This window comes from Mycobacterium sp. PTI7 (assembly GCF_056679845.1).
Genome location: NZ_CM155252.1, coordinates 2,408,896 through 2,432,207, shown reverse-complemented (window position 1 = coordinate 2,432,207; position 23,312 = coordinate 2,408,896). Strand labels below are relative to the sequence as shown.

General features: G+C 69.7%; 23 protein-coding genes. 15 read left to right on the top strand and 8 right to left on the bottom strand.

Annotated elements, in window-relative coordinates; all coding sequences use genetic code 11:
* The first annotated feature begins 58 nt into the window (after positions 1 to 58).
* Positions 59 to 415: an iron-sulfur cluster assembly accessory protein gene (locus tag AC1MEY_RS11730; protein ID WP_480230791.1), complete on the top strand. Its 357-nt coding sequence runs from the start codon at positions 59 to 61 to the stop codon at positions 413 to 415.
* Between the two features lie 22 nt (positions 416 to 437).
* Here the strand turns inward: AC1MEY_RS11730 and AC1MEY_RS11725 are convergent, their stop codons facing one another.
* The gene (locus tag AC1MEY_RS11725) at positions 438 to 1,091 is read right to left on the bottom strand and encodes an Rv0361 family membrane protein (RefSeq protein WP_480230790.1); all 654 of its coding nucleotides are present in this window, start codon (positions 1,089 to 1,091) and stop codon (positions 438 to 440) included.
* Between the two features lie 106 nt (positions 1,092 to 1,197).
* On the opposite strand from AC1MEY_RS11725, the gene AC1MEY_RS11720 reads away from it, so the two are divergent.
* Positions 1,198 to 2,172 (top strand): carbohydrate kinase family protein, encoded by a 975-nt coding sequence (locus AC1MEY_RS11720; RefSeq protein ID WP_480230789.1) that lies wholly within the window; start codon positions 1,198 to 1,200, stop codon positions 2,170 to 2,172.
* A 1-nt stretch (position 2,173) separates the two neighbouring features.
* On the opposite strand, the gene asnB is transcribed toward AC1MEY_RS11720, so the two are convergent.
* Positions 2,174 to 4,129: an asparagine synthase (glutamine-hydrolyzing) gene (asnB, locus tag AC1MEY_RS11715; protein WP_480230788.1), complete on the bottom strand. Its 1,956-nt coding sequence runs from the start codon at positions 4,127 to 4,129 to the stop codon at positions 2,174 to 2,176.
* Positions 4,130 to 4,286: 157 nt separating this feature from the next.
* Between asnB and ctaC the strand changes: the two genes are divergently transcribed.
* The 4 genes from ctaC to AC1MEY_RS11695 all read left to right on the top strand — a co-directional run bounded on the left by ctaC (position 4,287) and on the right by AC1MEY_RS11695 (position 7,406).
* Positions 4,287 to 5,315, top strand: coding sequence for an aa3-type cytochrome oxidase subunit II (gene ctaC / locus AC1MEY_RS11710; protein WP_480230787.1), 1,029 nt, complete (start codon positions 4,287 to 4,289; stop codon positions 5,313 to 5,315).
* 16 nt (positions 5,316 to 5,331) lie between these two features.
* Complete coding sequence (locus tag AC1MEY_RS11705) at positions 5,332 to 5,751, top strand: cytochrome c oxidase subunit 4 (RefSeq protein WP_480230786.1); 420 nt, start codon at positions 5,332 to 5,334, stop codon at positions 5,749 to 5,751.
* A 162-nt stretch (positions 5,752 to 5,913) separates the two neighbouring features.
* Positions 5,914 to 6,744: an MmpS family transport accessory protein gene (locus AC1MEY_RS11700; protein WP_480230785.1), complete on the top strand. Its 831-nt coding sequence runs from the start codon at positions 5,914 to 5,916 to the stop codon at positions 6,742 to 6,744.
* On the top strand, positions 6,744 to 7,406 hold the full coding sequence (locus tag AC1MEY_RS11695) for a DUF2561 family protein (protein WP_480230784.1): 663 nt from the start codon (positions 6,744 to 6,746) through the stop codon (positions 7,404 to 7,406). Before AC1MEY_RS11700 ends, AC1MEY_RS11695 begins: the two co-directional genes overlap by 1 nt.
* A gap of 242 nt (positions 7,407 to 7,648) precedes the next feature.
* Here AC1MEY_RS11695 and qcrB read toward each other — a convergent pair whose 3' ends face one another.
* The 4 genes from qcrB to ctaE all read right to left on the bottom strand — a co-directional run bounded on the left by qcrB (position 7,649) and on the right by ctaE (position 12,123).
* On the bottom strand, positions 7,649 to 9,397 hold the full coding sequence (gene qcrB, locus AC1MEY_RS11690) for a cytochrome bc1 complex cytochrome b subunit (protein WP_480230783.1): 1,749 nt from the start codon (positions 9,395 to 9,397) through the stop codon (positions 7,649 to 7,651).
* Positions 9,394 to 10,512: a cytochrome bc1 complex Rieske iron-sulfur subunit gene (qcrA, locus tag AC1MEY_RS11685; RefSeq protein ID WP_480231435.1), complete on the bottom strand. Its 1,119-nt coding sequence runs from the start codon at positions 10,510 to 10,512 to the stop codon at positions 9,394 to 9,396. The genes qcrB and qcrA overlap by 4 nt, the downstream gene beginning before the upstream one ends.
* Positions 10,513 to 10,652: 140 nt before the next feature.
* Positions 10,653 to 11,480, bottom strand: coding sequence for a cytochrome bc1 complex diheme cytochrome c subunit (gene qcrC / locus AC1MEY_RS11680; protein ID WP_480230782.1), 828 nt, complete (start codon positions 11,478 to 11,480; stop codon positions 10,653 to 10,655).
* 31 nt (positions 11,481 to 11,511) lie between these two features.
* On the bottom strand, positions 11,512 to 12,123 hold the full coding sequence (gene ctaE, locus AC1MEY_RS11675; protein WP_480230781.1) for an aa3-type cytochrome oxidase subunit III: 612 nt from the start codon (positions 12,121 to 12,123) through the stop codon (positions 11,512 to 11,514).
* Between the two features lie 150 nt (positions 12,124 to 12,273).
* Here ctaE and trpD point away from each other — a divergent pair, with 150 nt between their 5' ends.
* Positions 12,274 to 13,332 carry an anthranilate phosphoribosyltransferase gene (trpD, locus tag AC1MEY_RS11670; RefSeq protein ID WP_480230780.1) on the top strand — a complete coding sequence of 353 codons (1,059 nt, stop codon included), beginning with the start codon at positions 12,274 to 12,276 and terminating at the stop codon, positions 13,330 to 13,332.
* 5 nt (positions 13,333 to 13,337) lie between these two features.
* Here trpD and AC1MEY_RS11665 read toward each other — a convergent pair whose 3' ends face one another.
* The gene (locus tag AC1MEY_RS11665; RefSeq protein ID WP_480231434.1) at positions 13,338 to 15,137 is read right to left on the bottom strand and encodes a DEDD exonuclease domain-containing protein; all 1,800 of its coding nucleotides are present in this window, start codon (positions 15,135 to 15,137) and stop codon (positions 13,338 to 13,340) included.
* Positions 15,138 to 15,305: 168 nt separating this feature from the next.
* On the opposite strand from AC1MEY_RS11665, the gene AC1MEY_RS11660 reads away from it, so the two are divergent.
* From AC1MEY_RS11660 to AC1MEY_RS11645, 4 genes are all read left to right on the top strand, one after another.
* Positions 15,306 to 15,566, top strand: a complete 261-nt coding sequence (locus AC1MEY_RS11660; protein ID WP_480231433.1) for a hypothetical protein — start codon at positions 15,306 to 15,308, stop codon at positions 15,564 to 15,566.
* Positions 15,567 to 15,737: 171 nt separating this feature from the next.
* Positions 15,738 to 16,865, top strand: coding sequence for a peptidoglycan hydrolase RipC (gene ripC / locus AC1MEY_RS11655; protein WP_480230779.1), 1,128 nt, complete (start codon positions 15,738 to 15,740; stop codon positions 16,863 to 16,865).
* A 31-nt stretch (positions 16,866 to 16,896) separates the two neighbouring features.
* Positions 16,897 to 17,673: a peptidase gene (locus tag AC1MEY_RS11650; protein WP_480231432.1), complete on the top strand. Its 777-nt coding sequence runs from the start codon at positions 16,897 to 16,899 to the stop codon at positions 17,671 to 17,673.
* Positions 17,674 to 17,682: 9 nt separating this feature from the next.
* Positions 17,683 to 18,825 (top strand): glycosyltransferase family 4 protein, encoded by a 1,143-nt coding sequence (locus tag AC1MEY_RS11645; RefSeq protein ID WP_480230778.1) that lies wholly within the window; start codon positions 17,683 to 17,685, stop codon positions 18,823 to 18,825.
* Here AC1MEY_RS11645 and AC1MEY_RS11640 read toward each other — a convergent pair.
* The gene (locus AC1MEY_RS11640; protein ID WP_480230777.1) at positions 18,822 to 20,630 is read right to left on the bottom strand and encodes an AMP-dependent synthetase/ligase; all 1,809 of its coding nucleotides are present in this window, start codon (positions 20,628 to 20,630) and stop codon (positions 18,822 to 18,824) included. The genes AC1MEY_RS11645 and AC1MEY_RS11640 overlap by 4 nt on opposite strands.
* Positions 20,631 to 20,735: 105 nt before the next feature.
* Here AC1MEY_RS11640 and AC1MEY_RS11635 point away from each other — a divergent pair, with 105 nt between their 5' ends.
* The 4 genes from AC1MEY_RS11635 to AC1MEY_RS11620 all read left to right on the top strand — a co-directional run bounded on the left by AC1MEY_RS11635 (position 20,736) and on the right by AC1MEY_RS11620 (position 23,279).
* Positions 20,736 to 21,125, top strand: a complete 390-nt coding sequence (locus tag AC1MEY_RS11635; RefSeq protein WP_480230776.1) for a polyketide cyclase / dehydrase and lipid transport — start codon at positions 20,736 to 20,738, stop codon at positions 21,123 to 21,125.
* An 83-nt stretch (positions 21,126 to 21,208) separates the two neighbouring features.
* Positions 21,209 to 21,646 (top strand): SRPBCC family protein, encoded by a 438-nt coding sequence (locus tag AC1MEY_RS11630; protein ID WP_480230775.1) that lies wholly within the window; start codon positions 21,209 to 21,211, stop codon positions 21,644 to 21,646.
* Positions 21,643 to 22,911, top strand: coding sequence for an ArsA family ATPase (locus AC1MEY_RS11625; protein ID WP_480230774.1), 1,269 nt, complete (start codon positions 21,643 to 21,645; stop codon positions 22,909 to 22,911). Before AC1MEY_RS11630 ends, AC1MEY_RS11625 begins: the two co-directional genes overlap by 4 nt.
* Positions 22,908 to 23,279: a hypothetical protein gene (locus tag AC1MEY_RS11620; RefSeq protein ID WP_480230773.1), complete on the top strand. Its 372-nt coding sequence runs from the start codon at positions 22,908 to 22,910 to the stop codon at positions 23,277 to 23,279. The genes AC1MEY_RS11625 and AC1MEY_RS11620 overlap by 4 nt, the downstream gene beginning before the upstream one ends.
* Positions 23,280 to 23,312 lie beyond the last annotated feature (33 nt).

The window sequence follows — 23,312 nt, the reverse complement described above, 5'->3', positions numbered from 1 at the left end:
CGACCCGGCGGGGTACCGTTGAAGAGGACCGACGCATGACGATGCACAGGGAGAAGCAATGACTGTTCAGAACGAAACCGCCACCGAGACCCACGGCGCGACCCTGACCGATGCGGCAGCCGCGAAGGCCAAGGCGCTGCTCGACCAGGAAGGCCGCGACGACCTCGCGCTGCGGATCGCCGTGCAGCCGGGTGGTTGCGCCGGGCTGCGGTACAACCTCTTCTTCGACGATCGCACCCTCGACGGTGACCTGACCGCCGACTTCGGCGGCGTGGGCCTGACCGTCGACCGGATGAGCGCCCCCTACATCCAGGGCGCCACGATCGACTTCGTCGACACCATCGAGAAGCAGGGCTTCACGATCGACAACCCGAACGCCACCGGCTCCTGCGCCTGCGGCGACTCGTTCAACTGATCGGCCGCCCGCACCGGCCGGTCTAGAATTGGCCGGTGCGCGGCAGGTACGAACACACCAGGGTGTCGTCACCCTGAGTCAAGATCTGTGCGATCGCCTGGCGCTCCGCGCCACCCGAGGTCCGCGCCGCCTGCACCTTCATGGTGAACAGCACCTGCGACTGGGTGGGTGACCACGTCACCACCTTGTCGATCGTGTCGACCTCCGCGCTCTTGTACTGACGCCGGAAGGCGTCGCTCGCGAGGTTGGCCAGCGACATGTCGGCCTGCCGGTCCTTGATCTCGTCGAACAGCCCGCACGACGCGTTGCGCGCGATGGTCTCGTCGTCTCCGTTGGTCAGCGCGTCCACGTAATCCTGGATCGCCGCCCTCGCCCGCTCGGGCGAGAGCGCGCCGTCTGCGGCGTCGTCGGAGCGCCCGTTCAGGAGTAGCGTCCCGACCAGCGCGGCGATCACCAGGACCGACAGCACGCCGAGACCGGCGAACAGCAACGGCCGGCGGGACCGCTTCGGATACGGCACCGGCGGAGGCAGCGCGCCCGGGTACTGGCTCGGAACCTGACCCGGGTACGCCTGCGGTGGACCGTACGGCCCGCCCTGCGGCGGAGGCGGTGGGCCGCCCGCCGGTGAATAGGGGTTCTGTTGCGGGGATTCGGGGTACGGAAAGGGTCCAGCCATGGCGTTGTTAGGCTATCGCACCGACCTGCGGCAACCGCGAAACCAATGCGTACGCGGCCCTGGGTACGATTCTTTAGACGTGTTAACCAATTGAGGAGTGCCCTTCGTGACCATCGCGGTGACCGGATCGATCGCAACTGACCACCTGATGAGGTTCCCCGGGAGGTTCGCCGAACAGTTGCTCGCCGAGCACCTGCAGAAGGTCTCACTGAGCTTCCTCGTCGACGACCTGGTCCTGCACCGGGGTGGCGTCGCGGGCAACATGGCCTACGCCATGGGCATCCTGGGCGGCCGTCCGACGCTCGTCGGCGCCGTCGGCACCGACTTCGACGACTACCGCAACTGGCTCGACTCGCACGGCGTCGACACCGGCAGCGTGCACGTCTCCGAGACGGCCTACACCGCGCGCTTCGTCTGCACCACCGACCAGGACATGGCCCAGCTCGCCTCGTTCTACCCGGGCGCGATGGCCGAGGCCCGCAACATCAAGCTCACCGACGTCGTATCACGGGTCGGCACACCGGATCTCGTCATCATCGGCGCCAACGACCCCGAGGCGATGTTCCTGCACACCGAGGAGTGCCGTGCGCTCGGACTGCCCTTCGCGGCCGACCCGTCGCAGCAGTTGGCCTACCTGAACGGCGAGGAGATCAAGCGCCTCATCGGTGGCGCCACCTACCTGTTCAGCAACGACTACGAGTGGGACCTGCTGCTCCAGAAGTCCGGCCTCAGCGAGGCCGAGGTGATGAGCCAGATCGAACTGCGCGTCACGACGCTGGGGGAGAAGGGCGTCGACCTGGTGGGTCGCGACGGCACCTTCCTGCACGTCGACGTGCTGCCCGAGACCCGCAAGGAGGATCCGACCGGCATCGGCGACGCGTTCCGGGCCGGCTTCCTCACCGGCCGCACCGCCGGCCTGAGCCTGCAGCGTGCCGCGGAGCTGGCGTCGCTGGTCGCCACCCTGGTGCTCGAGGCACCCGGACCCCAGGAGTGGTCCTGGGACAAGGACGCCGGCCTCAAGCGCGTGTCGGAGGCCTACGGCGCCGACGCCGCCGAGGAGATCGCGGCCGCGCTCGCCTGACCTAGAGCTGGACGGGGTAGTGGGGTTCCCGGATCTCCGGGACCACACTCTCCTCGATGAAGATCTGGTGCCACAGCATGAAGATCAGCACCGTCCATAGCCGTCGGCTGTGATCGGCGGTGCCGGTGCGGTGGTCGTCGAGCATGCGGCGCACGGCGGCGAGGTCCACGAGACCTCCCGCCTGCGACGCGGCGACCGTGGCGTAGGACCAGTCGAGTAGTTCCCCGGCCTGCAACCAGTGCCGGATCGGCACCGGGAAGCCCAGCTTCGGACGGTTCAGCACGTGCGCGGGCACGATCGGCTCCAAGGCGCGGCGCAACGCGTACTTCGTCGTCGTCCTGGTGATCTTCTGCTCGAACGGCAGCCGCGAGGCCACCGCGAACACCTCGGGATCCAGGAACGGCACGCGCAGTTCCAGTGAATTGGCCATCGTCATCTTGTCGGCCTTCACCAGGATGTCGCCGCGCAGCCACGTGAACAGGTCCACGTGCTGCATCCGCGCCACCGGGTCCCAACCCCGCGACTCCTCGTAGAGCGCCGCGGTGACGTCGGTGTGCGTCCACTCCGGCCGGAACCCCGGCAGCACGGCGCGCAACTGGTCGTCGGAGAAGCTGCGGGCGTTGCCGTAGTAGCGCTCCTCCAGCGTCAGCGAGCCGCGATGCAGCAGACTCTTGCCGCGCAGGCCGTCGGGCAGCGGTCGCGACGCCCTGCCCAGGGATCGGCGCAACGGCCGCGGCAGGCGATCGAACGGCTTGAGCGACAACGGTTCCCGATAGATCGTGTAGCCGCCGAACAGCTCGTCGGCACCCTCGCCGGACAGCACCACCTTGACGTGCTTGCGGGCCTCCCGGGCGATGAAGAACAGCGGAATCAGCGCGGGATCGGCGACGGGTTCGTCCAGGTACCAGACGATCTCGGGCAGCGCCGCCACGAACTCCGCCTGGCTCACCACCTTCGTCACGTGGCGGGCGCCGATGGCCTCCGCCGACGCCACGGCGACGTCGACCTCGGAGAAGCCCTCGCGCTCGAACCCGGTGGTGAAGGTGATCAGCTTCGGGTTGTGCCGCATCGCCAGCGCGGCGATGGCCGTCGAGTCGATGCCGCCGGACAGGAACGCGCCCACGGTCACGTCGGCCCGCATGTGCTTGGCGACGGAGTCCTCGAGGACGGCCGTGATCTCGTCGTAGCGGGCCTGCTCGCCGCCAGGTGTCGAACGGGAGGGAAAGGGCACGGCGTCGAAGCGGGGCGTGAAGTAGCGGGTGACCTCCGGCTCGCCGCCGGGCCGCACCCTGGCGTAGCACCCCGACTCCAGGCGGCGCACGCCGCGCTGCAACGTCTCGGGCTCCGGCACGTACTGCAGCACCGTGTAGTGCTGCACCGCCCGGTCGTCGATGCCGACGTCGATGCCCGCGATCGGCGCCAGGTCCAGCAGGCACTTCTTCTCGCTCGCCAGGATCGTCCCGCCGGTACCCGTCGCCATGTACAGCGGCTTGATGCCGAACGGATCGCGAGCGCAGAACAGCTCGCGCTCCTGGGTGTCCCACAGCGCGAACGCGAACATGCCGCGCAGCCGGCTCAGCGCCGCCGGCCCCCAGTGGTGAAATGCCGCGACGATCGCCTCGCCGTCACCGTCGGTGGCGAACGCCGCGCCGTGCGTGGCGGTCAGCTCGTCGCGCAACTCGAGGTAGTTGTAGATCTCGCCGTTGAAGACCAGGACGTACCGGTCGGGCGTCTCCGGAGGACCCCAGCGCAGCGGCTGATGACTGTGCGCGATGTCGATGATCGACAGCCGGTTGAAGCCGAGCACGACACCCGGCGACGACGCGTCGTCGGCCCACGTTCCTGGCTCGTCGGGACCGCGGTGCCGCATCAGATGCGACGCGCCCGACACGGCGTCGACCAGCCCGTCAGCGACGCCGGCGGACGGATCTGTCAGGTAGGCCAGGAGTCCGCACACGGGTCGAGTATGCCCAATGCCGACCGGTGTCGAGACGCACACCCGGCACATCCGCCGGTCGCTTCGCTCGACGTCACCGGTGTGGTCTACGCTGCGTAGTACACACATCGGACCACCGACCGCCCCGCGGTCAACCGACTCTCAAGGAGGCGCCAACGTGTCCGCTCGCGGCCCGAAGTTGGTGGCGTTGTCCGTCGTTCTGGGCGGGATGACACTCCTGCTCAGCGGCTGCAGTTGGTCGGAGGCGCTCGGCCTCGGGTGGCCCAATGGGATCACGCCCGAAGGCAAGCTGAACCGCGAACTGTGGATCGGTTCGATCATCGCGGCGATCGTCGTCGGCGGCATCGTCTACGTCCTGATCTTCTGGACGAGCGTCTTCCATCGCAAGAAGAAGACCGACACCGAACTGCCCCGCCAGTTCGGCTACAACATGCCGCTCGAGCTGACGCTGACGGTGATCCCGTTCATCATCATCTCCGTCCTCTTCTACTTCACCGTCGTGGTGCAAGAGAAGATGCTGCACAAGGACCCGAACCCCGAGGTCGTCATCGACGTCACGGCGTTCCAGTGGAACTGGAAGTTCGGGTACCAGAAGATCGCCTTCACCGACGGCACCATGACCTACGACGGCGTCGACGACGCCCGCAAGAACGCCATGGTCTCCAAGCCCGAGGGCGTCGACGAGCACGGTGAGGAACTGGTCGGCCCGATCAAGGGCCTGAACCCCGAGGACCGCACCTACCTGAACTTCGACAAGGTCGAGACCATCGGCTCCAGCACCGAGATCCCGATCCTGGTGCTGCCCAAGGACAAGAGCGTCGAATTCCAGATTGCGTCGGCGGACGTCATCCACGGCTTCTGGGTTCCCGAGTTCCTGTTCAAGCGCGACGTCATGCCGAACCCCAAGGCGAACAACTCGGACAACGTCTTCCAGATCAGCAAGATCGAGCAGACGGGCGCCTTCGTCGGGCGCTGCACCGAGATGTGCGGCACGTACCACGCGATGATGAACTTCGAGGTCCGCGTGGTCGAGCCCAACGACTTCAAGGCGTACATGCAGTTCCGCGAGGACAACCCGAACGCGACCAACGCCGATGCCCTGGTGGCCATCGGGTTGCCGCCGACCGCGGTCACCACCAAGCCGTTCGACACCCGTCGCGGTGAACAGGCCCCGCAGGCGAGATAGGTAGGGACGACACCTCATGCACATCGAAGCCAGGCTGTTCGAGTTCCTCACCGCGTTCTTCGCGCTGTGTGCCGTCGGATACGGCGTGCTCACCGGGCTCTACGCCAACGGCGGCATCGAGTGGGCAGGCACCACCGCGTTGGTGCTGACCACCGGACTGTCGCTGATCACCGGGACGTTCTTCCGGTTCGTCGCACGCCGACTCGACACCCGCCCCGAGGACTACGAAGACGCCGAGGTCGCCGATGGCGCCGGCGAGCTGGGCTTCTACAGCCCGCACAGCTGGTGGCCGCTGCTGATCGCGCTGTCGGCATCCGTCACCGCGGTCGGACTGGCCATGTGGTTGCCCTGGCTGATCGTCGCCGGCGTGACCTTCGTGCTGGCGACCGTGTCCGGACTCGTCTTCGAGTACTACGTCGGCCCCGAGAAGCACTGACCCGCACGGGCCGAGGTCACGATACGACCGCCACTCCGGCCATGAGTCGCGTCGCGGAACCTTGCCTCGCATCGGGTTCGGTACTGTTGCCGAGGCACGGTCGATCACGGTGACGTCGCGCCGATTGAGCAGTCGAGACTGACAGGCTGAAAAGGACAGGCGATGAGCGGGCCGAATCCCCCGGAACCAGATTCTCCGGAGCCCAACGAACCGGGTCGTGAGGTACCGCCGCCCACCGGCGAGACCGAGATCTACTCGCGGGCGTACTCGGCACCCGAGGCCGAGCAGTTCACCAGCGGTCCCTACCTGCCGCCGGAGTCGGGTCTCTACGACTACGACTCCTACGACCCGCCCGTCCCGCAGGTGGCCGGCGACCCGCCGAAGTGGCCCTGGGTGGTCGGCGTCGTCGCGATCGTCGCGGCCATCGCACTCGTCGTGTCGGTGACCCTGCTGGTCGCCCGGACGGACAGCACCGATCTCGCGACCCCGGCAACCACCACGTCGAGCCCGCCGGTCCAGGACGAGATCACCACGACCACCACGACGACGACCACCACGACACCGCCGCCTCCGCCGCCGTCGAGCGAGGTGCCGCCACCCCCGCCGCCGCCCACCAGCGAGGTGCCGCCGCCCCCACCGCCGCCCAGCGAGGAGGCGCCCGCGCCGAGTGCCGAGCCGCCGCCCCCGCCGCCACCTCCGCCCGCGCCGGCAGCGCCCGCGGGACCGCGGTTCATCACGTACACCGTGACGGGCACCAAGGCACCGCTGGACCGCATCTCGGTCACCTACACCGACGCGTCGGGCAGGCAGCGCACCCAGCAGAACGTCTACATCCCGTGGTCCCTGACCGTCACACCGATCTCGATGTCGGAGTACGGCTCGGTGCAGGCGTCGAGCCTGCTGCGGCTCTCGAAGCTCAACTGTTCCATCACCACCAGCGACGGGCAGACCATCGCCTCGTCGCAAACCAACGATTGGCAGACCAGCTGCTGATGACCAATGACATCGGTGTCGCGGCACGCACGCGGCTCAACTCGGAATCGCTCGACCAGACCGATCGCATCCTGCTCGGCGTGTGCGCCGCGCTGTGGCTGGCTGCGCTCGGTGCGGGCGTCGCGGCGATCGTCGCGCTGACCAACCTCGGCAGCAGGGGGGCGGAGGCCGGCGGCGACGCCGAGACGCCCTGGCTGCTCTACACCGTCATCGGCGTCTCCGCCGTGGTGATCATCGCCGCGATACCGCTGCTGATCCGGGCGCGTCGCGCGTCGGCGGAGGCCGAACCCGTGGCGGCCGCGCCGTCGGCCGGCCCCGCGGCACGCACCGACCGGTCGGGTGCCGCATTCGGCGACCCCGTCGAGCCGAGCAGCATCCGCGGAGCGGCGGTTCCCGTCATCCGTCGTCAGCCACAGCCGCCGGCGAGCAGCCGGATCGGATTCCCCACCGAGGCGGTCGAACGGATCCTGCTGCGCTGCCCGCTCGTGATCGGCTCGGCGGTCGGGGGAGCGACGGCGCTGATCGGCATCGCCACCTACCTGGTGGCGACCGACCACGACTCGGCGGCGTGGGTGGCGTACGCGCTGGCCGGCCTCGTCACGATCGCGATGCCCGTCGCGCCCGTGTACTTCCTGCGCAAGCTGCGCGCAGTGCTCGCCTGACGCTCGTTCTCCCCGTGCTGCCCGAGTGCCGCTGAGGGCTCCCGACGGCACACTTCGTCTGGAACGACCCGCGACGTCTGCGTGATCGTCGTTCTCGCGGGCCTACCCACCGCCGCGGTGGGGGAGCGGGGGCAGGGGCACCAACGAGATCTGCGCCAGAGTCGTGACCCCCGGAGGGATACGACGCTGACGCAGATGTCGACGTGCAGAAGGGCTAGCCCCGGCGGAGGTTCACCGAGCGGTCAGTGATGACCGTTCGACGAACCGTTGCCGTTGCCATTCGAGCCGTTCCCGTTGGAGCCGTTGCCGTTCGAGTGGCCGTTGGAGTGCCCGTTGCCATTCGAGTGACCGTTGGTAGCCAGGCCGTGCTCGGTGTCCTGGTACTCCTTCAGCGCGGTGAGCGCACGACCCTCCGACGCGTGTGCCGCGTCGGTGATCGCCCGGCTCTCCGACACCGGGTCGGCGAACAGGAAGCCACCGGTACCGGTCGACCCGCCGGAGCCCAGCTTGTTCATGCGCTTGGGCAGCGCGGCACCCTGGTACTCCAGCGGCAGCGGATGGCCGTGGTCGTCGACCGGGCCGAGCGGCTGGTGCAGCTCGACGTAGGCGCCGTGCGGCAGGCGCTTGATGATGCCGGTCTCGATGCCGTGCTCGAGCACTGCGCGGTCGCTGCGCTGCAACGCCACGCACCACCGGTAGGTGATGTAGTAGACGAACGCGGGCAGGACGACCATGCCGATGCGGCCGATCCAGGTGGTCGCGTTCAGCGACACGTGGAACTTCAGCGCGATGATGTCGTTCATGCACATGAAGGTCAGCACGATGTAGAACGCGATCGCCATGGCGCCGATGGCGGTGCGGACCGGTGCGTCACGCGGACGCTGCAGCAGGTTGTGGTGCGCGGTGTCACCGGAGAACTTCTTCTCCAGGAACGGATACATCGTCAGCAGGCCGAGGATCAGGCCCATGAAGACCGCCACCCACACCGACTGCGGGATGGTGTGTCCGAAGGGGTAGAACTCCCACGCCGGCCAGACGCGCGCCAGGCCGTCGGTCCACATCATGTAGAAGTCGGGCTGGCTGCCAGCCGAGATCTGCGACGGCTTGTACGGGCCGAGCACCCAGATCGGGTTGATCTGCAGCAGGCCACCCATGAGGCCGAGGATGCCGACGGTCATGGCGAAGAACGCGCCGGACTTGACCGCGAAGACGGGCATGACGCGGACGCCGACGACGTTGGTCTCGGTGCGGCCGGGGCCGGGGAACTGGGTGTGCTTCTGGAACCACACCAACGCCAGGTGAGCGCCGATGAGCGCCAACATGATTCCCGGGATCAACAGGATGTGCAGGGCATACAACCTCGGGATGATGATCGTGCCGGGGAAGTCACCGCCGAACAGTGCCCAGTGCAGCCAGGTGCCGATGACCGGCATGCCGAGGGTGATCGAGGAGAACGCGGCGCGCAGGCCGGTGCCCGACAGCAGGTCGTCGGGCAGCGAGTAGCCGAAGTAGCCCTCGAACATCGCGAGGATCAGCAGCAGCGAGCCGATGACCCAGTTCGCCTCGCGGGGACGCCGGAACGCTCCGGTGAAGAAGATGCGCGCCAGGTGGACCATGATCGACGCCGCGAACAGGAGGGCCGCCCAGTGGTGGATCTGCCGGACGAACAAGCCACCACGGACCTCGAAGCTGATGTCGAGTGCCGACGCGTACGCCTTCGACATCTGCACGCCGTTCAGCGGTTGGTAGACACCGTGGTAGGTGACCTCTGCCATCGACGGGTCGAAGAACAGGGTCAGCCACACGCCGGTGAGCAGCAGCACGATGAAGCTGTACAGCGCGATCTCACCGAGCAGGAAGGACCAGTGGGTCGGGAAGACCTTGTTCAGCTGACGCCGAACCGCGGCCGAGGGGTGATAGCGGGAGTCGATCGCGTTGCCCTGGGCAGCCGCGATGGCACCGAGCTTGGTTGATCCAGATGTTGGACTCATGAGGTTCGCTCCCAGAAGGCCGGTCCGACGGGTTCGATGAAGTCACCGTTGGCGACGAGATAGCCGTCTTCATCGATGGTAATGGGAAGTTGCGCCAGTGCGCGTGCAGCCGGCCCGAAGATCGGCTTGGCGAAGTGCAACGCGTCGAACTGCGACTGGTGGCACGGGCACAGGATTCGGTAGGTCTGCTGCTCGTACAGCGAGGCCGGGCAGCCCAGGTGCGAGCAGACCTTCGTGTAGGCGAACAGGTCGCCGAAGTTGAAGCTCTCCTGGTCCTTGCGCTTCACGACGCGAGGCATGTCCTCGGGCCGGATGCGGATGAGCATGACGGGGTTCCGCACGCCCATCGCGATCTCGGTGAGGAGGTGCGATGACTCGACGGTGGTGCCGTCGCCGTCGGACTCGCGCCACGGGAACACCGTCTCCATGCCGCCCGCGTCGATGTCCTCGGGGCGCATCTTGACGAACGGCGACTCGCCGGGCAGGCCCGTCGCGCGCGCCATGAAGATGGTCTCGCCCTGGAAACGGGGGGTCCATCCCGACGTCCACAGCACGGCCTTCTTGCCCTCTGCGGTGGGGACGACCGGCTTCCACGGGTTCTTGATCAGGCCGCCGACGAAGGCGATCGCGGTGCCGACGCCGAAGGCGCCCAGACCGATGCCGAGCGACAGCCCGACGAGCTTGCGGCGCTTGATGGTCGAGCCCTCGAGCGCGTCGGTCAGGTTGGCAGCGGCGGTGCGCCGTTCGATCTCGGGGGAGGCGCCGTCGTGGCGGTCCTGGATCGAGATCTCCTCGGGGATGAACTTCTTCTGGTACAGCACCGCGCCGATGCCGATCGCCAGGATCGACAGGCCGAAGGTCACGCCGTACAGCGGGGTGGCGAGGGTGTAGATGCGCTCACCCTCGGACTCGAAGGGCTTGTACTCCCAGGGCCAGAAGAGGAACACCAGGATGAGCGCGAGGCCGGCGACGCCACCCAGCAGCAGCCAGTACGAGACCGCACGCTCGGCGCGCTTCTCGGCCTTGGTGCCCTCGACGGGCCACCGGTTCTCCTTGAAGACGGTCTCGACGCCGTCCATCCGGCCACCGAGGGCGACGAGTTCCTCGCGCGACATCCGCGCCAGTTCGGCGTCGGTCGGCTGGCCGGGGACGCCCAGCTGACCGGGGGCGTCGGTGCCGCGGTCGCTGACCGCGTCCTTGCCCTTGTCCTCGCCCGGAGTGAAGCCGTCGTCGGCGTTGCCGCCGTGCTCGTTGCTCATGCTCGCGATCCGATCCACATCGCCACGGCGATCACGCCGACCATTCCGATGATCCATGCCGCCATGCCCTCGGACGTGGGTCCGAAACCACCGAGGCCGTAGCCGCCGGGGTCGGGCGTCTTGGCGGCCTGGTGCACGTACGCGACGATGTCGCGCTTCTGCTCCGGGGACAGCTGCCGGTCGGAGAACTTCGGCATGTTCTGCGGGCCGGTCAGCATCGCCGTGTAGACCTGCGCGGGCACCTCCGCGGCCTCACCGAGGTCGGGGGCGTACTTGCCCGACGACAGTGCGCCGCCCTTACCGGTGAAGTTGTGGCACGACGCGCAGTTCAGCCGGAACAGGTCGCCACCGCGGGCGACGTCGTTGCCGAGCAGGGAGTCGTGGGCGACCTCGCCGTTGGCGTCGCGGGGGACCACCGGTCCGCCGCCGTTGGCCTGGACGTACGCGCCGATGGCGTCGACCTGGTACGCGTCGTAGATCGGGGTCTTGCGGGGGGCCTGGGCCTCACCGCGCATGGCGGGCATGCGGCCGGTGCCGACCTGGAAGTAGACGGCGGCCTCGCCGGTGCCGATGAGGCTGGGGCCGCGGTCGGGGACACCCTGCAGGTTCGCGCCGTGGCACGTCACGCAGGACGTCTCGAACAGCTGTTTGCCGGTACGCAGCAGGGCCAACTGTGACTCGTCGGCCTGGGCCACCTGCGGCTTGGGCGTCAGGGTGGCGGCGAGGCCACCCGCGACTGCGAGTCCGATCAGCAGCAACAGTGCTGCCGACAGGCGTCGGCGGAACCGACGGCGGGACTTGCTGGTCATCGAACCCCTTCTCATCGCTGCAACTCGTTCGAACAGTCCGACCGGGTCACCGGACGAAGTAGATGACGGCGAACAGGGCGATCCACACGATGTCCACGAAGTGCCAGTAGTACGACACGACGATCGCCGCGGTGGCCTGTGCCGGAGTGAACTTGCTCATCCGGGTGCGCATCAGCAGCAAGATGAACGCGACCAGACCGCCGATGACGTGCAGGCCGTGGAAGCCGGTCGCGAGGTAGAAGACCGTGCCGTACGCGCTGCCCGGGATGGTGGTCCCCTCGGCGACGAGGTGGACGTACTCGTAGCCCTGGCCGAGCACGAAGAACGTGCCCATCGCCAGCGTCAGGGTGTACCAGCGCCGCAGGCCGAAGACGTCGCCGCGCTCGGCCGCGAACACACCCATCTGGCAGGTGAACGAGGACGCGATCAGGACCAGCGTCACGGGCACGGCCAGCCCGAGGTTCAACTCGGTGGGCGCCGGCGGCCAATCGCCACCTGCCTGGGCCCTCGCGGTGAAGTACATCGCGAACAGTCCAGCAAAGAACATGAGTTCACTGGAAAGCCAGACAATGGTGCCGACACTGACCATGTTTGGCCTGTTCAGCGAATGAACTCGCGACGTGATCGCGGTTCCCGAAGTCCCTACAGCACTCGTCACAACTAGAAGTATGACGCTTTGTAGTTGTCGAACTCCACCCGGGTCGGCACATTCGTCACAAACGTGTCGCACCTCCCTCCCCGAGCGGCGATCGGGCCACCGATCGAAGGGCCACGGGACGCCGCCGACGCAGCCACTAGGCTCACCCGCGTGGCATCCGACGATTCCTTCACCTGGCCCCAGATCCTCGGCCGTCTGACGACCGATCAGACGCTCCTCACCGGGCAGGCCGGATGGGCCATGGACCAGATCATGACCGGGGTGGCGACGCCCGCCCAGATCGCCGGATTCGCCGTCTCGATGAAGATGAAGCGGCCGACGTCGGCCGAGGTCTCCGAGCTGGCGGACATCATGCTGCGGCACGCCCGCCGGGTGCCCACCGACGTGATCGGCCGCGAGACGGTCGACGTCGTCGGGACGGGCGGCGACGGCGCCAACACCGTCAACCTGTCGACGATGGCCGCGGTGGTGGTCGCGGCGTGCGGCGTACCGGTCATCAAGCACGGCAACCGGGCCGCGTCGTCGCTGTCGGGCGGGGCGGACACCCTCGAGGCGCTCGGGGTCAAGATCGACCTCGGACCGGACGACGTGGCGCGCAGTGTCGCCGAGGTGGGCATCGGCTTCGCCTTCGCGCCGCAGTTCCACCCGTCCTACCGGCACGCGTCGGTGGTCCGGCGCGAGATCGGCGTGCCGACGGTGTTCAACCTGCTCGGACCGCTCGCCAACCCGGCGTCGCCGCGGGCCGGCCTGATCGGCTGCGCCTGGGGCGACCTCGCGGAGGTGATGGCCGGGGTGTTCGCGCAGCGCGGGTCCAGCGTCCTGGTGGTGCACGGCGACGACGGACTCGACGAGCTGACGACCACCACGACCAGCACGATCTGGCGCGTGCAGGCGGGCACGGTCGAGCGGTTGACGTTCGACCCGGCGGCGTTCGGCTTCCAGCGCGCCCACCTCAGTGAGTTGACCGGCGGCGATGCCGAGGCCAACGCCGCGTCGGTGCGTGAGGTGTTCGGCGGGGCGACCGGCCCGGTCCGCGACGCCGTGGTGCTCAATGCGGCGGGCGCGATGGTGGCGCACGCCGGCCTGTCCAGCGACGCCAAGTGGGTGCCCGCCTGGGAGTCCGGGCTGGCGCGGGCCACCGAGGCGATCGACTCCGGCGCGGCCGAGAAGCTGCTCGGCCGGTGGGCCCGGTTCACCCAGAAGCTCTGAGCGCGTCACGACGCCTGCACGTCCAGTGACCTCGGTCGCGGGGTGACGGTCGACCCGTAACGGTCGTCGTACGGTTCGTCGGCGACCTGCCGCGCGGCGACGCGTGCCGAACGGGCCAGCGCCGACCACGCGGACAGTGCGCCCGCCGCGCCGATCGGGCTGGCATAGCCCTCCTCGGACGCCGTGTCGATGCGGACCACCCGCACGCCCGGTGCCGCCAGCCAGCGTGCGATCAGACCCGTCTCCTCGACGAGCGCCCCGCCCAGCGGTGCGGGCGTCGCCAGGATCGTCTGTGCGCCCGCGGTGATCGCCTCGACCACCGGCATCGGCGGAACCCCCCGCGGGGCGTTCCCCGCGGCGCTCAGCTGCCCAGAGCGCACGACGGCGAGGTGCCAGCCGCCGGCGCCGTCGGGTCGCGCGGCCACCAGCTCGTCGACGGCGACCAGCGCCCGCAGGCGCTGCCCGCGCCACAGCGCGTCGATCGCGGTGGCGGCGTGGTCGCGCAGCCGGGCCGCCGTCTCGTAGCGACCGCGCGCCGCGAGCGCCTCAACCTCGGCGAGGACGTCGACGAGCGGCGTGTGTTCGGCGCCGGCGAGCAGCCGTTCGGCGCGGGCCGGGGCGGGCGCGTAGAGCTCCGCCGTCGCGTCGCGCGGTGCCGGACACGGCGACAGTTCGCGTTCCGGGCAGGACTTTCCGTGCCGGGCGCTCCGCGACAGCCGGGACGCACACGTCCGCACTCCGGTGAAGCGGGCGAGCAGCGCCGCCGTCTCGGCGGCGTCGGCGCGCACGCGGAAGGGCCCCACGATCCGGTCGTGGGTGGGCGAGCGCACCACCGAGAAGCGGGGGAACGGCTCGTCGGTGAGCGCCACCCACCACCATCGGTGCGGGAACTTCGAGCGCCGGTTGTAGGGCGGGGCGTGGGCGGCGAGCAGCCGGAGTTCGCGGACGCCCGCCTCGAGTTCGTGGGCGCACTCGACGTGGTCGACGCCGGACGCGAGCGCCACCATCTCCTTCATCCGGGTGCGCGGGTCGGCGCCGTTGAAGTACTGCTTCACCCGCCGCCGGAGGTCGATCGCGGTGCCGACGTACAGCACCTCGTCCGACGGCCCGCGGAACAGGTACACCCCGGGCCGCGCCGGAAGTCCGGTCGCCAGGTGGCGCTTGCTGCGCTGGGCGGGCGTGACGTCGGGCAGATACGAGCGCAGGTCGGAATAGGTGTGCACGCCCTGGTTGCCGACCCGCTCGATCAGCGCGTGCAGCACGTCGACGGTGGCGCGGGCGTCGTCGAGGGCGCGGTGCGTCGGGGTGGTGGTGGCCCGGAACAGCTGCGCCAGCGCCGACAGCCGCACGCTGGGCGCCTCCTCGCGGGTGAGTACGCGGCGCGCCAGCTTGACGGTGCACAGCACCGGCGGGCGCGGCCAGGCGATGTCGCAGCGCTCGGCCGCGGCCTTGAGGAAGCCGATGTCGAAGCCGGCATTGTGCGCGACGAGCACTGCGCCACGGGCGAATTCGAGGAAGGAGGGCAGAACCGACTCGATCCGCGGGGCGTCGCACACCATGGCCGTGGTGATGCCGGTGAGCGCGACGATCTTCGGTGGGATGGCGCGTCCCGGGTCGACCAGCGTGCCCAGTTCGCCGATCACCCGGCCACCCTTGACCTTCACCGCGCCGATCTCGGTGATCCGGTCGTGGTCGCCGCGGCCGGGTGCGCTGTCGCTCGAGCGCCCGCCGGTGGTCTCGAGGTCGACGACGACGAACGTCGTGTCGTGCAGCGAGAGGCCCGCCCCGCCGTCCTCGAGTTCCATGTCGAGCGCCAGCTGCGCGGGCTCGGCGAGGCGTGGTCGACCCATGGCGGTGAACTTAGGCCCGGTGACTGACACGCGTGTGATTCACACGCCGAACGGCCTTGTCGGTGGCCGCCGTTAGCGTGCGAATCACCGAACGAGAGGAGTGCTGTGATGGCACTGGAAGAGATGCCGGACACCGGCCCAGTCGACCTGCCGGACATCGGCGGCGCCGACCTGCCGGACACCGGCAGCGTGGTGATCGACTGCGACGACTGCGCCGTGCGCGGCCCGGGGTGCCAAGACTGCGTGATCAGTGTTTTGCTGGGAATTCCCGAGACGCTCGACATGGACGAGCAGCGGGCGCTCGAGGTGCTCGCTGACGTGGGGTTGGCACCGCGGCTGCGACTGGTGCCGATCCACCGCCACGGTCAATCGGGAGTTGCCTGAGTGCACGGAACCTGACTTGCAGCGAAAAAATTCCCGTGACTCCTGTTAAATTTGCGTCTTCTGTTGGACAACCCCGATGCCGTTTCGTAACCTGTCTGAGACTTCGTTACCTGTCTGAGACCTTTGGGCAGATCGACCGGCGCAATACGGTAGTTGAAGGACGCATAGAACTTGGCGATCGACCGCACACACCGGCTCACCCGTGGAATCCGTCGACCCATCATCGCCGCACTGGCGGGATTGACTGTCGCGTCAACGCTTTTGGCAGGCGGTGTGCAGGCTGACCCTGCGGCCGATGCCCTGGCGAAGCTGAATCAGCTGTCGCGCGACGCGGAGCAGACCACCGAGGCAATGCACAGCGCCCAGCTCGATCTGGACGGAAAGGTCGCCGCGCAGCAGGTGGCCGACGCGCAGCACGCCGCGGACGCGGCCGCCGCCGACACCGCCAAGGCGCAGCTGGCAACGTTCCAGTCCGCCGTCGACAAGGTTGCTGCAGCGCAGTACATGGGCGGCCGGACCGACGGTCTGGACGCGATGCTGACCGCCGATTCGCCGCAGCGGCTGATCGATCAGCTCGCCGTGCAGCGCGTGATGGCGACCGAGATGTCGGCCCAGATGAAGAACTTCCAGCGGGTCAACCAGGAGGCGGCGCTCACCGAGGCCGCGTCCGCCAAGTCGGCCGCCGAGGCCAAGACCGCCGCCGAGCAGGCCGCGGCCGTCCGCGCCGACCTCCAGAGCAAGCAGAGCAAGCTGCAGGTGCAGATCGCCGTCGTCAAGTCGACGTACACGGCACTGACGCCCGCCCAGCGCGAGGCGCTCGCGGCGATCCCGCCGGCGCCGGCACCCGCACCCGACGCGGTCCCGCCGGGTGACCGCGGCCCCGAGGTCCTGGCCGCGGCACCCGCCCCCAACCTCGCGCCGCCCGAGGCGGCCGTTGTTCCGACGGGCCCCGGCGTCGAGGGATCGACCGCCGTGCAGGCCGCGCTCACCCGGATCGGCTCGCCGTACTCCTGGGGCGCCTCCGGCCCCAACGCCTTCGACTGCTCCGGACTGGTGATGTGGGCGTTCGGCCAGGCCGGCGTCAATCTCCCGCACTCCAGCCAGGCCCTGGCCCGCGGCGGCCAGTCGGTGTCGACCGACCAGATGCAGCCCGGTGACCTGGTCACCTACTACTCGGACGCTTCGCACGTGGGCATCTACATCGGCGACGGCATGATGGTGCACGCCTCGACCTACGGTTCACCGGTCGCGGTCGCGCCCGTGAACAACGCGCCGATCCACAACGTCCGCCGTTACTGAGCCAGCCGGCAACTCGCGGCGCTTCCTCGGCCTGCTGCTCGTCGTAGAGCTGGCCGTCGCGATCGTCCTGCTCGGCCGTCCGCAGCCCGCACCGCCGCCACCGGCACCCGCCGTCGCGGCGGACACGCAGCGCTACGCACTGCGCGACGGCCGCACCGCCGAGGTGATCCCGATGGGCGGTCCGTCGGCCATCGCGCTGACCGACCGCATCCGCCGCGAACTCGACGGCGCCGTCGAGGCCGTCACCGGCTTCTGGGGCGACACGTGGCGGCGGCACGTCGTGATCGTCGTGACCGGGTCGCCCGAGCAGTTCGTCACCCTTGGCGGCGGCCGGGATCTCGGCGGGGACATCGCGGCGGTGACCACGGCCAACTGCGTCGTGTTCGCGCCCGGCGCGGCCGGTCTGAGCGACGCCACCCTGCGCATCGTCCTGCGCCACGAACTGCTGCACTTCGCGGCCCGTCAGCAGACCGCTCCGGATGCGCCGCGCTGGCTCACCGAGGGCGTCGCCGACTACGTCGGGCGGCCACCCGCCGTGCGGCCCGGTCCGGCGGCCGCCGCGGACCTCGCGCGCCTGCCCACCGACGCCGAACTCGACACCGTCGGCGCCACCCGTTCGTCGGCCTACGACAGGGCCTGGTGGTTCGCGAGCTTCGTCGCCGACCGGTACGGCGTCGAGACGCTGCGGCGGCTCTACCTCGCGGCGTGCGGACCCGGACACGTCGACGTGGACACCGCCGTCTCGACCACCCTCGGCGCGGACCTCGGCGCGGTACTGGTCGACTGGCGCCGGTGGCTGGCCGGATAGCCTGACGCCGTGCATCGGGTGCTCCTGGTTACCAACGACTTTCCGCCGCGCCGCGGCGGCATCCAGTCCTACCTGGAGAACCTCGTCGACGGCCTGGTGGCCGGTGGCGACGTCGACCTGACGGTGTACGCACCCACCTGGAAGGGCTGCGAGGAGCACGACCGCCGCGCCGCCGCGTCCGGCTACCGCGTGGTGCGGCATCCCACGACGCTGATGCTGCCCGAGCCGTCCGTCGCGCTACGGATGCGCAGGCTGATCCGCGACCACCGCGTCGACACGGTCTGGTTCGGCGCCGCAGCGCCACTCGCGCTGCTGTCCCCGGTGGCCCGGGCGGCCGGGGCGCGGCGCGTGGTCGCCTCCACCCACGGCCACGAAGTGGGCTGGTCGATGCTTCCGCTGGCGCGAACGGCGTTGCGCCGCATCGGAAACGACGCCGACGTCGTCACCTTCATCAGCAACTACACCCGCGGCAGGTTCGCCTCGGCATTCGGCCCGCACGCCGCACTCGAGCGGCTGGCGCCCGGCGTCGACACCGATCGCTTCGTCCCCGACCCGGCGGCACGGGACCGACTCCGGGAGCGGTACGGCCTCGGCGACCGGCCGGTGGTGCTGTGCCTGTCCCGGCTGGTGCCGCGCAAGGGTCAGGACATGCTGATCCGCGCCCTGCCCGCCGTCCTCGCACGGGTGCCCGACGCGGCGCTGGTGATCGTCGGAGGCGGACCCTACCGGGACCGGTTGCACGCCCTCGCCGAGGATCTCGGGGTGCGCGCGCAGGTGGTGTTCACCGACGGCGTGCCCGCCGACGAACTGCCCGCGCACCACGCGATGGCCGACGTGTTCGCGATGCCGTGCCGGACCCGCGGCGGCGGCCTCGACGTCGAGGGCCTGGGCATCGTCTACCTCGAGGCGTCCGCGACGGGCGTTCCCGTCGTGGCCGGCCGGTCCGGCGGTGCGCCCGAGTCGGTCCGCGACGGCGAGACCGGCGTGGTGGTCGACGGCGAGGACGTCGCCGCGATCGCCACCGCGGTCGGCGACCTGCTCACCGATCGGGCCCGCGCGGCCGCGATGGGTGCGGCGGGCCGCCGGTGGGTGGTCGAGGACTGGCAGTGGACGACCAAGGCGCGCAGGCTCGGCGAACTGCTGGCCGGTTAGCCGCCGGTCTTCGCGTACAGCGCGTCGATGTCGGCGGCGAACTTCTCGGCGACGACCTTCCGCTTCACCTTGAGCGTCGGCGTCAGCTCCCCGGTGTCCTCGGTGAAGTCGACCGCGAGGATGCGGAACTCGCGGATCGCCTCGGCCTTCGACACCGCCTGGTTGGCGTCCTTGACCGCCAGGTCGACCTCCGCCATCAGGTCGGGATCCTCGGCGAGGTCGGCCACCGTGGCGTCGGCCGCCTTGCGGTTGCGTTCCTTCCAGCCGGGGAACGCCTCGGGGTCGATGGTGACGAGCGCGGCGATGAACGGCTGCTGATCGCCGACGCACATCGCCTGGCTGATCAGCGGGTGCGCGCGCATCCGGTCCTCGAGGAGGGCGGGCGCGACGTTCTTGCCGCCCGCGGTCACGATGATCTCCTTCTTGCGGCCGACGATGGTGAGGAAGCCGTCGTCGTCGATCGCGCCCAGGTCACCGGTGTGGAACCATCCGTCGGTGAAGACGGCGTCGGTCTCCTCCTGGTTCTTCCAGTAGCCGCCGAACACGACGCCGCCGGAGACCAGCAGTTCGCCGTCGTCCCCGAGGCGCATCGCGTTGCCGGGCACCAGCTTTCCGACCGAGCCGACCTTGAGGCCGTTCACCCGGTTGACCGTGATCGCGGCGCTGGTCTCGGTGAGCCCGTAGCCCTCGTAGATCGACAGGCCGACGCCGCGGTAGAAGTGGCCGAGGCGTGCGCCGAGCGGCGCGCCGCCGGAGATTGCGGAGTGGCAGTTGCCGCCCAGCGCCGCGCGCAGCTTGCCGTAGACCAGCTTGTCGAACAGTGCGTGCTTGGCGCGCAGCACCAGACCCGCCCCGCCGGCATCCTGGGCCATGCTCCACTCGATCGCGGTGGTGGCCGCACGCTCGAAGATGGCGCCCTTGCCGTCGTTGCGGGCGTTCTGCTCTGCGGTGTTGTAGACCTTCTCGAACACCCGCGGCACCGACACGACGAGCGTCGGCTTGAAGACGCCGAGCGTCGGCACCAGGTTCTTGACGTCGCTGGTGAAGCCGAGCGTGACCTTGTTGGTAAAGGCAGCCACGGTGATCGCGCGCGCCAGGACGTGTGCCAGCGGCAGGAACACCAGCAGCTTCTCGCCCTTGGCCAGCTGGTCGGGGAAGCAGGCCTTGGCGCCGCGGATCTCGTGCAGCAGGTTGGAGTGCGTGAGCTGGCAGCCCTTCGGCCGTCCGGTGGTGCCCGAGGTGTAGATCAGTGTCGCGGGATCCGACGACCTGATGCCGGCCAGCCGGCGGTCGAGTTCGGCGGCGTCGGTGCCCACGCCCGCCGCAGCGAGCCGGTCGAGCGCGCCGCCGTCGGATCCGTCGATCCGCAGCACGGAGCGCAGGTCGGGCAGTTCGGCGCGCAGACCCTCGATGACGTCGGCGTGTGCGTCGGTCTCGGCGAACACCGCGACGGCACCGGAGTCGGCCAGGACGAAGCGCACCTGTTCGGCCGACGACGTCTCGTAGATCGGCACGGTGACGGCGCCGATCGCCAGGATCGCGAAGTCGATGAGCGGCCACTCGTAGCGGGTGGCGGAGATGACCGCGACCCGGTCACCGGGCCGGACGCCGTCGGCGATCAGCCCGAGCGCCGTCGCGCGGACGGTCGCGGCGACCTGCGCGCAGGTGACGTCGGTCCACGACCCGCCGACCAGCCGCTGGGCGATGACGTGGTCCGGGTCGTCGCGCTCGTGGGAGAAGACGACGCCGACGACGTTGTCGTTCTCGGCGACGGTGAATGATGCAGGCTCGCTGAACTCGCGCACGCTCGAGGCCTTTCGGGGGGTGGTTTGCGGCACAGTTTAGTCGCGGCCACCGGGGTGCCGGGTCCGCCTGCCGTCGGGGTGACCGGTGTGTGAAGCTGTGAGGCGATGAACAGCATCCAGATCGCGGACGAGACCTTCGTCTGCGCCGATCCCGCCGACGTCGGCGGGCTGATCGCCGACCCCGCCAACTGGCGTCGCTGGTGGCCGGACCTGCGGTTGACGGTGGTCGAGGACCGCGGCCCGGCGGGGCACCGCTGGACCATCACCGGCGCGCTCACCGGAACCATGGAGGTGTGGCTCGAGGCAGTCATGGACGGCGTGGTGCTGCACTACTTCGTCCATGCCGAGCCGTCCGGCGCCGCGGCGTGGGAGCTGGCGAGGATGGACCTGCCCAAGATGAACCACCGGCGACGGGTGGCGGGCAAGGACATGGCCTTCGAGGTGAAGCGGACGTTGGAGTCGACGCGTCCCGTCGGGGTATCCCGGCTGGCGTGAGAGCGGACCCGGCGGATCGCGCCGGGACCCCGGCGCAGAGCGGGACGGGTATCTTTCGAGGCGAACACCCGGGAAGGGAACACGTGGCGGACAAGACAGCACAGACCATCTACATGGATGCCGATCCAGGCACCGTGATGGACGTCATCGCCGACATCGGCTCCTATCCCGACTGGGTCGGCGAGTACAAGGAGACCGAGGTCCTCGAGGTCGACGAGGAGGGCTTCCCCCGCACCGCCCGGCTGCTGCTCGACGCATCGGTGCTGAGGGACACGATGGTGCTGTCCTACACCTGGCCGCCCGACCACATGTCCGTCACCTGGTCGCTGGTGTCGAGTTCGCTGCTCAAGGCGCTCGACGGCGCATACCGTCTGACGCCCAAGGGATCCGGCACCGACGTCACCTACGAGTTAGCGGTCGACCTCGCGATCCCGATGATCGGTCTGCTGAAGCGCAAGGCGGAACGACGCCTCATCGACACGGCCCTCAAGGACCTCAAGAAGCGAGTCGAGGCTGAGTGACGGCGAGTGGTGTGGCCACGCGGATCAGCCTGTTCGTCGGTAAGGGCGGCGTAGGCAAGTCCACGTTGGCCACGGCCACCGCCGTCTGCGACGCGCGAGGTGGTTCGCGGGTCCTGATCGTCTCCACCGACCAGGCCCACTCCACGGGCGACGTGCTCGGCGTCCCCGTCGCACCGACCGGTGCGCGCACCCCGACCCGGATCCTCACCGACCTCGACACCGGCCGCCCCGACTCCGGCGGCGGGTTCCTCGACGCGCTGGCGCTCGACACCCTGGCCCTGCTCGAGGAGCACTGGCGCGACGTCGCGGGCGTCCTGTCGGGCAAGTTCCCGGAGTCCGACCTCGGCGAGTTCGCGCCCGAGGAACTCTCGGCGCTGCCCGGCATCCAGGAGGTGCTGGGACTGCACGAGGTCGGCGAGCTGGCGGCGTCGGGCGAGTGGGACCACGTGGTCGTGGACTGCGCGTCGACCGCAGACGCCATGCGCATGCTGACGCTGCCCGCGACGTTCGGGCTGTACCTCGAACGCGCCTGGCCGCGCCACCGCAGGTTGTCCCTCGCCTCCGACGACGCCAGGTCTACGGGCGTGATCACGCTCGTCGAGCGGATCGCCGCGGGCACCGAACGTCTGGGGGCGCTGCTGGTCGACGGGACGCGCGTCGGCGCGCACCTGGTGCTCACCCCGGAGCGGGTGGTGGCGGCCGAGGCTGCGCGCACGCTCGGATCACTCGCGCTGATGGGCGTATCGGTCGACGAGTTGATCGTGAACCAGGTTCTGCTGCAGGACGACTCGTTCGAGTACCACAACCTGCCCGAGCATCCCGCGTTCGACTGGTACACCGAGCGCATCGCCGAGCAGCGCGCCGTGCTCGACGAACTGGACACCGCCATCGGCGACGTCGCGCTGGTCCTCGTGCCCCACGTCGCCGGCGAACCCATCGGGCCGAAGGCGCTGGCCGAACTGCTCGACGCGTCGCGACGCCGGGGGAGCGCGCCCCCGCCGCGTCCGCTGTCTCCGGTGGTCGACAGGGAGTCCGGAACCGGTCTCGAGGCGGTGTACCGGCTGCGGCTAGAGTTGCCGCAGGTCGACGCGGCGGGACTCACGCTCGGTCGCGTCGACGACGACCTGATCATCGGCGCGGGCGGCATGCGTCGCCGTGTGCGCCTGGCGTCCGTCCTACGGCGATGCACCGTCGCGGACGCCCAACTGCGCGGCGGCGAGCTGACCGTGCGTTTCCGACCGAACCCGGAGGTGTGGCCGACGTGACGGGACCCCACCCCGACCTGACCGTCGAACTCCGGCGGCTGGCGCAGACCGTGCTGGACCGTCTCGATCCGGCCGTCCGGATGGCCGCCGCGCGGGCCACCGGTGGCGGCGCGGGCTCGTGCGAGCAGGTGTGGTGCCCCGTCTGCGCGATTGCTGCACTGATCAACGGTGAGCAGCACCCGCTGCTGACGATCGTCGCCGAACACAGCGTGGCGTTGCTGGCCGTGGTGCGCGCGATGACCGAGAACGTCGAGGACGCCCCGCGGGCGCACCCCGACATCCCCAGGCAGACACCGCCGCCCGCCGACGAACCGGCGCCGTCCGGCCCGGGCCGTTACCAGCACATCCCGATCGACATCGACGAATAACCGCAATCCGCGCCGTGGCGTGGCCGTGTGGTC